10 protein-coding genes and 1 tRNA gene are annotated in these 7923 nt (G+C 61.3%); 7 read left to right on the top strand and 4 right to left on the bottom strand.

The features are described 5' to 3' along the window. Positions 1–353: 353 nt before the first annotated feature. A tRNA-Ile gene (locus tag ACIQ2A_RS07855) sits at positions 354–429 on the bottom strand. Positions 430–575: 146 nt separating this feature from the next. Here ACIQ2A_RS07855 and ACIQ2A_RS07850 point away from each other — a divergent pair. Beyond that, positions 576–788, top strand: a complete 213-nt coding sequence (locus tag ACIQ2A_RS07850) for a DUF1328 family protein (protein ID WP_398477577.1) — start codon at positions 576–578, stop codon at positions 786–788. A 9-nt stretch (positions 789–797) separates the two neighbouring features. On the opposite strand, the gene ACIQ2A_RS07845 is transcribed toward ACIQ2A_RS07850, so the two are convergent. Next, positions 798–1763, bottom strand: coding sequence for a Bug family tripartite tricarboxylate transporter substrate binding protein (locus tag ACIQ2A_RS07845; RefSeq protein ID WP_398477588.1), 966 nt, complete (start codon positions 1761–1763; stop codon positions 798–800). 180 nt (positions 1764–1943) lie between these two features. On the opposite strand from ACIQ2A_RS07845, the gene ACIQ2A_RS07840 reads away from it, so the two are divergent. Continuing rightward, on the top strand, positions 1944–2906 hold the full coding sequence (locus ACIQ2A_RS07840) for a TAXI family TRAP transporter solute-binding subunit (protein WP_398477575.1): 963 nt from the start codon (positions 1944–1946) through the stop codon (positions 2904–2906). Positions 2907–2908: 2 nt separating this feature from the next. On the opposite strand, the gene ACIQ2A_RS07835 is transcribed toward ACIQ2A_RS07840, so the two are convergent. Together ACIQ2A_RS07835 and mobA are read right to left on the bottom strand one after the other, a co-directional pair. Continuing rightward, the gene (locus ACIQ2A_RS07835) at positions 2909–4117 is read right to left on the bottom strand and encodes an ABC transporter substrate-binding protein (protein WP_398477573.1); all 1209 of its coding nucleotides are present in this window, start codon (positions 4115–4117) and stop codon (positions 2909–2911) included. A gap of 57 nt (positions 4118–4174) precedes the next feature. Beyond that, positions 4175–4819 (bottom strand): molybdenum cofactor guanylyltransferase MobA, encoded by a 645-nt coding sequence (mobA, locus tag ACIQ2A_RS07830; RefSeq protein ID WP_398477571.1) that lies wholly within the window; start codon positions 4817–4819, stop codon positions 4175–4177. Between the two features lie 64 nt (positions 4820–4883). On the opposite strand from mobA, the gene ACIQ2A_RS07825 reads away from it, so the two are divergent. From ACIQ2A_RS07825 to ACIQ2A_RS07805, 5 genes are all read left to right on the top strand, one after another. Then, positions 4884–5132, top strand: a complete 249-nt coding sequence (locus tag ACIQ2A_RS07825; RefSeq protein WP_398477569.1) for a sulfurtransferase TusA family protein — start codon at positions 4884–4886, stop codon at positions 5130–5132. 201 nt (positions 5133–5333) lie between these two features. Further along, positions 5334–6992: an OFA family MFS transporter gene (locus tag ACIQ2A_RS07820; RefSeq protein ID WP_398477567.1), complete on the top strand. Its 1659-nt coding sequence runs from the start codon at positions 5334–5336 to the stop codon at positions 6990–6992. An 88-nt stretch (positions 6993–7080) separates the two neighbouring features. Further along, positions 7081–7338: a hypothetical protein gene (locus ACIQ2A_RS07815; protein ID WP_398477565.1), complete on the top strand. Its 258-nt coding sequence runs from the start codon at positions 7081–7083 to the stop codon at positions 7336–7338. A gap of 144 nt (positions 7339–7482) precedes the next feature. Further along, the gene (locus ACIQ2A_RS07810) at positions 7483–7779 is read left to right on the top strand and encodes a hypothetical protein (protein ID WP_398477563.1); all 297 of its coding nucleotides are present in this window, start codon (positions 7483–7485) and stop codon (positions 7777–7779) included. Next, entirely contained in the window at positions 7776–7919 is a 144-nt protein-coding gene (locus ACIQ2A_RS07805) for a hypothetical protein (RefSeq protein WP_398477561.1), read from the top strand. The genes ACIQ2A_RS07810 and ACIQ2A_RS07805 overlap by 4 nt, the downstream gene beginning before the upstream one ends. Positions 7920–7923 lie beyond the last annotated feature (4 nt).

Genomic DNA, 7923 nt, shown 5'->3' with positions numbered 1-7923 from the left:
CCCGAAGCGTCACGGATCCTCATTAGATTGAGTGGGCAGGCACTCAGTCAGATGGTTGTCAGTGATTGATCGCCCACAGGCCTGCATTGAATGTTTGAACTGCGTCGCTTCTTGGGTAGCGCCAGCTCCCAGCGCTCTCAACGGCTCTACGCATGTGAAAGGGAGGATCATGGCCGGAGCTGCACAGCGCAACGCGAGGGCGTTGTGATAATGGAGATCTCAAATTTAGTGTGGGTGTCTTTTGGAGTTCTAAAAAGCACAGAGTTGGATCAGGTCATGAACGCAACCTGTACCGACACCTGTACCGTAGATCTTTACACTGGAAATATATGGCCGTAACCCATTGAAATCATTGGTGGGCCCACCAGGACTCGAACCTGGAACCAGACCGTTATGAGCGGTCGGCTCTAACCATTGAGCTATAGGCCCGCCGGCGTCCGGGCGGGTGGGCCGGGACGGCGGTGCTTGCTTTCCTTATATGGCTCGTCGCTGCCGTTCAATGGCGGCGTGGTGCGCTGCGGAACTTTGGCGATCCGGGGACGTTTTCGTCCGCATTTTCAAAGCGGGGGGGCCGGATGCTGCGTTGGGCCATTATTTCGTTGATCATATCGCTGATTGCCGGTGGGCTCGGCTTCACCAATATCTCGGCTTTTGCCAAGAAGATCTCGCTGATCCTGTTCGGCCTGTTCTTCCTCGGCTTCCTGGCGCTGCTCGGCTTCGCCTATCTGGTGGCGGGGGCGGTCAGCAGCTCGGAGCTGCTGCCCGCCATGGTCGCCGTCAGCGTCTAGACCGCGTCGTCAGTCCACCGAGACCTTGGCGAAGTCCACCACCTTGCGCCATTTCTCGGTTTCGCTGCCGACCAGCTTGCCGAATTCCTCAGGCGTCATCGGCTTGGGCACGCCGCCGGTGTCGGCGAGGCGGGCGATGAGCTTGGGATCCTTCAGGGCGTCTCCAACCGCTTTGTTCAGCGTCGCGATGATCTCCGGCGGGGTGCCCTTGGGGGCGCCGACGCCGTAGAAGCCGATCGACTCAAAGCCCGGCACAGTCTCGGCGATCGCGGGGACATCCGGCACGATCGGCCAGCGCTGCGGCGAGGTCACGCCGAGTGCGCGCACATTGCCGCCGCGGGATTGTTCGAGCGCGGTGGGCAGATTGTCGAAGATCAGCTGCACCTTGTTGGAGATAATGTCGGGGAAGGCGATGGCCGAGCCGCGATAGGGCACATGCGTCATGTCGCATTTCGTCATCGCCTTGAACAATTCAGCCGACATATGCACTGAGGTGCCGTTGCCCGACGACGCGTAGGAGATCTTGCCGGGATTGGCGAGGCAGTAATCGACGAACTCCTTCACCGTCTTGGCCGGAAATGCGTTGGACACCACCAGCATATTGGCGAGCTGCATGATGCTGGCGACCGGCACGATGTCGCGCATGAAATCGAATGGCAGCTTCTTGTAGAGCGAGGTGGAGATCGCGTTGTTCGGCGCGACGAACAGCAGCGTATAGCCATCGGGCGCTGCGGTGGCGGCTGCCGCAGCGGCGAGATTGCCGCCAGAGCCGGCGCGGTTCTCCACGATGAATTGCTGGCCGAAATGATCCGACAGCCACTGCGCCATGATCCGGGCGACGATATCGACCGGGCCGCCCGCGGCGAAGCCGATCAGCCAGCGCACCGGACGGTCCGGATATCCGGCGGCGGATGCAGGGGTGGCGGTGAAACCGACAAGAGCGATAGCGCAGACAGCGACGACGCGACGCGTCATCGCGCGCAAAGATGCGAACATGATCCCTCCAGTGTTATGGCCGTATCCGCCTGCGCGATTGATCGGCATGGCAGCGCGGCGTTGATCGGGCTTTGCCGCCCGTTATCGGCATGCTTTCATAGAATCCGGCATTTGCCTATCTTTGGCTGTGCGGTCATTGTTATCGCGTCAGGATGTCTCATGAAGATCATGATGTGGGTTGGCGCGGCACTGCTGATATCCGGCACTGCGATGGCGCAACAGGAAACGAAGCCGATGTCACCGACGACACTGAGTCTTGGCACCGCGACACCCGGCGGCGGGTTTCCGCTCTATGGCGACGCGTTCGCGGACGTGATGAACGCCGCTGATCCCGCGCTGCAGCTCAAGACGCAGAACACCAAGGGCTCGACCGAGAACATCCCGCTGCTGGAAGACGGCAAGCTCGATCTTGCACTGGTGGCGGGCGAGCCGGCCTATGAAGCTTTCAAAGGCGTCAAGCGCGCGCCGACGAAGCTGAAGATCCTGACTGCACTGTATTCCAATCCCGGCATGTTCGTGGTGCGCGCGGACAGTCCTTACAAGACGATCCGTGATCTCGTCGGCAAACCGGTGGCGTTCGGCGCCAAGGGGTCCGGACTCGTCTTCCTGTCGCGCTATGTGCTGGACGGGCTGGGGCTCGATCAGGACAAGGATTTTGAGGCGGTCTATCTCGATCGTGCCGGTGATGGCCCTGCAATGGTGCTGGACGGTCGTGTCGCCGCGTTGTGGGGCGCGGGTATCGGTTGGCCCGGCTTCAAGGCCATGAGCGAGAGCCCCGGCGGCGCGCGCTTCATCGCGCCGGATGCCGCGGAGATCGCGCAGATCCGCGGCAAGCACAGTTTTCTCAAGCCACTGCTGATCGGTGCGAACAGCTATCCGAACCAGCCGGCGCCGATCGCTTCGGTGGGATCGTGGAGCTATATCCTTGTGCGCGAGACGCTGCCGGATGACGTCGCCTATCGGCTGGCGAAGACGCTGCATGGCGCCGAGGCGACGCTGGGCGCGAAGCTTGCGCAGGCGAAGGAGACGACGGCGAGCAACACGGTCGCTGCAGCGCCGGAACTGGCGATGATCCATCCCGGCGTGCTCAGATATTTTCGCGAGATCGGGGTGGTGAAGTAGCTCTACTTCTTCCCCAGACCGCAAGCCGGATCCGGCGGCCCAAACGCATCCTCGCCCGAAATCTTGGCGAGGATCTTGTAATAGTCCCACGGATATTTCGATTCCTCCGGCGACTTCACCTGCACCAGCATCAGGTCGTGCACCATCAGCCCGTCATCCCGCAGCTTGCCATTGCGGGCAAAGAAGTCCTCAATCGGCTTCTCGCGCATCTTGGCGGCAACTTTCAGCGGGTCGTCGGTGCCGGCGTCCTTGATGGCGTTGAGATACACGATCGTCGATGAATAGACGCCGGCCTGCCACATGGTCGGCATCCGCTTCATCTTGTCGAAGAAGCGCTTCGACCAGGCACGAGTCTTGTCGTCCATGTCCCAGTAGAACGACGTGGTGAGAAGCAGGCCCTGGGCCGTCGGCAAACCCAGCGAATCGATATCGGTGATCAGCGCCAGCAGTGCCGCCATCTGCTGGCCGCCCTTGAACACGCCAAATTCCCCGGCGGTCTTGATCTCGTTGATATTGTTCGGCGGCCCGCCGGCGATGCCGATGATCTTCGCCTTGGACGCCTGCGCCTGCAGCACGAAGGATGAAAGATCCGATGCGCCGAATGGCGGGCGCACCGAGCCTATCACCTTGCCTCCGGTCTTCGTCACCACGGCAGCCGCATCGCGCTCCAGCGCATGGCCGAAGGCAAAGTCGTCAGTGATGAAAAACCAGCTATCGCCGCCGCGTTTGACCACTTCCTGCGCGGTGCCGACGGCAAGTGCGCGGGTGTCGAACACCCATTGCATCGTATAGGGCGAACAGAACTTGCCGTGGAAATCGGCTGCGCCGGTGGAGTGGGTGATGAACAGCCGTTTGCGGTCGTTGGCCACATTCTGCACGGCAAGGCCCACAGCGGAGACCGGCACGTCGACGATGATGTCCACCTGATCGACATCGTACCAGCGCCGCGCCAGCGAGGCGCCGACATCGGGCTTGAGCTGGTGATCGCCGACGATGACCGTGATTGGCTTACCCAGCACCGTGCCGCCAAAATCCTCCACCGCCATCTGCGCAGCGGTCACCGAGCCCTGACCGGAGGGCGTCGCGGCCGGTCCGTTCATATCGGTGAGCACGCCGATCTTGACGACGTCGTCGGAGATTTGTGCGGAGGCGGTGGAGGCATAAAGGACAAGGCAGAGCGAAGAGATCACGGACAAACCCATGCCGCGCATAGCAATCCTCCCAATCGAATGCGGCACTTTCGGCCGCCTGTTGGAAGAAAGCTTAGGTCAGGCTCTGTCGTCGAGCAATGCGAGCCGTTCGGCTTCGGTGAGATCGTCGGTCGTATTGGCGTTAAAGAAGGGATCGATGGGCTCCACCGGCCAGTCCACGGTGGAAAGGCGATAACGGGCCATGAAGCGGCCGACCTGGCGCAGTTGTTCATCCACCAGCGCGCTGCGCAGGTCGTCGCGCAGGCCGACATCCCATAGGCTGACAACATGCTGCGTCTGACCGGCGGAAGAGGCCACCGCCATCTGCGCATCGTCTTCACGCAGGGCGCGATGCAAGCGCTCAGCGAGATCGCGCGGCAAGAACGGGCAGTCGCCGGGCACGCTCAGCAGCCAGCGGACATCAGGCCGATGCACGGCCGCCCAATCGAGGCCGGCGAGAATTCCGGCGAGGGGGCCAGGGAAATCCGCGACATTGTCGGGGATAATGGGCAGATCGAATGCAGCGAACCGCGTTGCATCGCCATTGGCATTGATCACCAGCCCGTCACATTGCGGCGCAACGCGATCGATCACCCGCTGCAGCATGCTGCGGCCGGCAATAGCTCGCATCGGCTTGTCGCCGCCACCCATGCGGCGGGCGAGGCCGCCGGCAAGCACAAGGCCAAGAACAGGCTCGAGTATGGGGTCATGATCAGTCGTCATAAGGCTGCATATGACATTCACGGCGCCGCGGATATAACGCGATTTCTCACAACGGACCTGATGCATGGCCGCTACCAAACTCGACCTCACCGGATTGAAATGCCCGCTGCCAGCGCTGATGACGCGCAAGGCATTGCGAACGCTGTCCGTCGGCGAATGCGTCGAGGTTCATTGCACCGATCCGATGGCAGTCATCGATATTCCCGTGATGGTGCAGCAGATGGGCGACCGCATCGACAGCTCTGAACGCCGGGACGAGATCATCGTCTTCGTCATCGAAAAAATGAATGCTGCGATAGCAAATGACGATTGAGCCTCTGGTATACCACTGAGATAATTGATAAATTTCGCCAATTGATACTTTTTCCCTATCGACTCCCGTGACGGTCTTTGGTCCTGTTCTAATCAGATGCGCGCGAGAATCTGTCGTCTGCACGCAGCTGGGGAATGATCACGACACGACTGTTTCAGGACGCAACTCGGCTCAGAAGGGTCGGCTGCAGGGGAGGATTTCATGACAACAATCGGCAATGCCGGAGCGTTATCCGGCGCCAAGCCAGGTCTGCTGGACCGGGAACGCATCATCGCAACGGCCGGCTTCAATCGCTGGCTGGTGCCGCCAGCGGCACTTTGCATCCATCTGTGTATCGGCATGGCTTACGGCTTCAGCGTGTTTTGGTTGCCGCTGTCGCAGGCGATTCCGAATCCGGCGGCGAAGGAAGTCTGCGACGGCATGAGCCTCGCGACCGAATTGTTCACCACCACCTGTAACTGGAAGGTCGCCAGCCTCGGCTGGATGTACACGCTGTTCTTCGTCTTGCTCGGCGTTTCCGCCGCGATCTGGGGCGGTTGGCTCGAGCGCGTCGGTCCGCGGAAGGCGGCCTTCGTGTCGGCACTGTGCTGGTGTGGCGGTTTGGTGCTCGGCGCCATCGGCATCTACACCCATCAGCTCTGGCTGCTGTGGATCGGCTCAGGCGTGATTGGCGGCATTGGCCTTGGCCTCGGCTATATCTCACCGGTGTCGACGCTGGTGAAGTGGTTCCCGGATCGCCGCGGCATGGCAACAGGCATGGCCATCATGGGTTTCGGTGGCGGCGCGATGATCGGCTCACCGCTCGCCAACATCCTGATGAACTATTTCAAGACGCCCACCGATGTCGGCGTCTGGCAGACCTTCTTGGCCATGGGCGTGATCTATTTCGTGTTCATGACCATCGGCGCGTTCTCCTATCGCATCACACCGCCGAACTGGAAGCCGGATGGCTGGACGCCGCCGGCGCAAGCCAATGCCATGATTACGACCGGTCATGTGCATCTCGACAATGCGCACAAGACAAAGCAGTTCTGGCTGATCTGGGGCGTGCTCTGCCTCAACGTGTCAGCGGGCATCGGTGTCATCGGCATGGCTTCGCCGATGCTGCAGGAGATTTTTGCGGGCAAGCTGATCGGTGCACCCGACGTCTCCTTCAGCCAGCTCTCCGCCGCGCAGAAGACCACGATTGCCGGCATCGCCGCCGGTTTCGCAGGTCTGATCTCGCTGTTCAACATCGCCGGCCGTTTCTTCTGGGCGTCGCTGTCGGACAAGATCGGCCGCAAGAACACCTATTATACGTTCTTCATCCTCGGCATCATCATGTATGCGCTGGTGCCGACCTTCGCGGCGATGGGCAGCAAGGTGCTGTTCGTCGCGGCCTTCGCGGTGATCCTGTCCATGTATGGCGGCGGCTTCGCCACCATCCCGGCCTATCTCGCCGACATCTTCGGCACCCAGTTTGTCGGCGCCATCCATGGTCGTCTGCTGACGGCCTGGGCGACTGCGGGCATTATCGGTCCGGTCGTGGTGAACTACATTCGTGAATTCCAGATCGCCGCGGGCGTGCCGCGCGCGCAGGTCTATGACTTCACGATGTATATCCTGGCCGGCATGCTGGTGGTGGGCCTGATCTGCAACATGCTGGTGAAGCCGCTGGCGGCGCACTGGTTCATGAAGCCGGAGGAAGTCGCCAAGCTGCAGGCCAAGGGCGCCGAGGCAGCGTCGGTTGGCGGCGGCTCCTACGGCATCGGCAAGGGGGGCTTCGATGCGTCCGCCAGTGCATTCTGGCTGTTTGTTGGCATACCGCTCCTGTGGGGCGTCTGGCTGACGCTGCAAAGCGCAGTCAGGATCTTCCAGTAAGATCATCCGGGGCCCGCGGCGAAAGCTTCCGGCCCCGTTTTCTTGTCGGCATCACAAATCTCACAACAACGAATATTCGGGGGTAACAATGACTCGCATCACCACCGGCCTGCTGGCCGCAGCTTTTACCGTCGCGTCGCTCACCATCGCGTCCGCCCAGGCTGCCGCTCCGGCGCCGGCACCTGCGGGCAAGATGAAGCTTAACAAGCAGAGCCTGAAGGACATGAAGGCGAAGTGGAGCGCCAACAAAGGCAAGCTCAAGGCCTGCCGCAAGGATGTGAAGACCAAGGGCCTCGCCGGCGACGATCGCTGGTTCTATATCGAAGACTGCATGGGCAAGAGCTAAGCCCGGCTCGCGAGGCGGCTTCCGTCTTTATGCCGCGTTTATGACGTGGCAGGGCGGTCCGTCTCGCATTCCTATGGCGTTGTCCGCATCTTTGAAGCGTCCCGGTGGGTCTGGCCGGGCGTCTCAATGAAACGGACAGTGACAATGACAATGTTCTTCAATCGCGACACCCAGACGCATGATTTCGCCGCCGACAGCGCCTATCGCTCCTATCTGATCAGCCGCAACCAGGCGCCAATCGTCCATCACTCCGGCGACATGCAATGGAAACGCTTTCGTGTCGGCCTCAGGCGCATGCGTAACGACATCAGAAGTTTTCTCGCGGCGATCCATATGGCGTTTGTGGCCGATAAAATGCGCCGTGCGCGGCGTGAGCTGGCACGGGTGGGCGTGCGCTATGCGGAGATCTCGACGCTGCCGGATCGCAGGAGCGCATCATGATGATGCGTCTGGCGTCTTTTCTGGTGCAGGTCTGGCGGTTCGCGCTCGGGCCGGCGGTCTATCACCCCGCGGCGCATTATATGCGCGGCCCCGGCCCGAAATGTCGTGAGAAGCGTGAAAGGGAGCGCCCGCTGGTCTAGCGGG

The sequence above is a fragment of the Tardiphaga sp. genome, from assembly GCF_044336785.1.
Taxonomy (GTDB): Bacteria; Pseudomonadota; Alphaproteobacteria; order Rhizobiales; family Xanthobacteraceae; genus Tardiphaga.
This window is presented reverse-complemented; position numbering and strand designations above follow the sequence as displayed.

Excerpts from the sequence above, each read along its gene's own strand:
- ACIQ2A_RS07820 (WP_398477567.1), top strand. The coding sequence starts at position 5,334 with ATGACAACAATCGGCAATGCCGGAGCGTTATCCGGCGCCAAGCCAGGT.
- mobA (WP_398477571.1), bottom strand. The coding sequence starts at position 4,819 with ATGACGACTGATCATGACCCCATACTCGAGCCTGTTCTTGGCCTTGTG.
- ACIQ2A_RS07825 (WP_398477569.1), top strand. The coding sequence starts at position 4,884 with ATGGCCGCTACCAAACTCGACCTCACCGGATTGAAATGCCCGCTGCCA.
- ACIQ2A_RS07840 (WP_398477575.1), top strand. The coding sequence starts at position 1,944 with ATGAAGATCATGATGTGGGTTGGCGCGGCACTGCTGATATCCGGCACT.
- ACIQ2A_RS07810 (WP_398477563.1), top strand. The coding sequence starts at position 7,483 with ATGACAATGTTCTTCAATCGCGACACCCAGACGCATGATTTCGCCGCC.
- ACIQ2A_RS07850 (WP_398477577.1), top strand. The coding sequence starts at position 576 with ATGCTGCGTTGGGCCATTATTTCGTTGATCATATCGCTGATTGCCGGT.
- ACIQ2A_RS07845 (WP_398477588.1), bottom strand. The coding sequence starts at position 1,763 with ATGACGCGTCGCGTCGTCGCTGTCTGCGCTATCGCTCTTGTCGGTTTC.
- ACIQ2A_RS07815 (WP_398477565.1), top strand. The coding sequence starts at position 7,081 with ATGACTCGCATCACCACCGGCCTGCTGGCCGCAGCTTTTACCGTCGCG.
- ACIQ2A_RS07805 (WP_398477561.1), top strand. The coding sequence starts at position 7,776 with ATGATGATGCGTCTGGCGTCTTTTCTGGTGCAGGTCTGGCGGTTCGCG.
- ACIQ2A_RS07835 (WP_398477573.1), bottom strand. The coding sequence starts at position 4,117 with ATGCGCGGCATGGGTTTGTCCGTGATCTCTTCGCTCTGCCTTGTCCTT.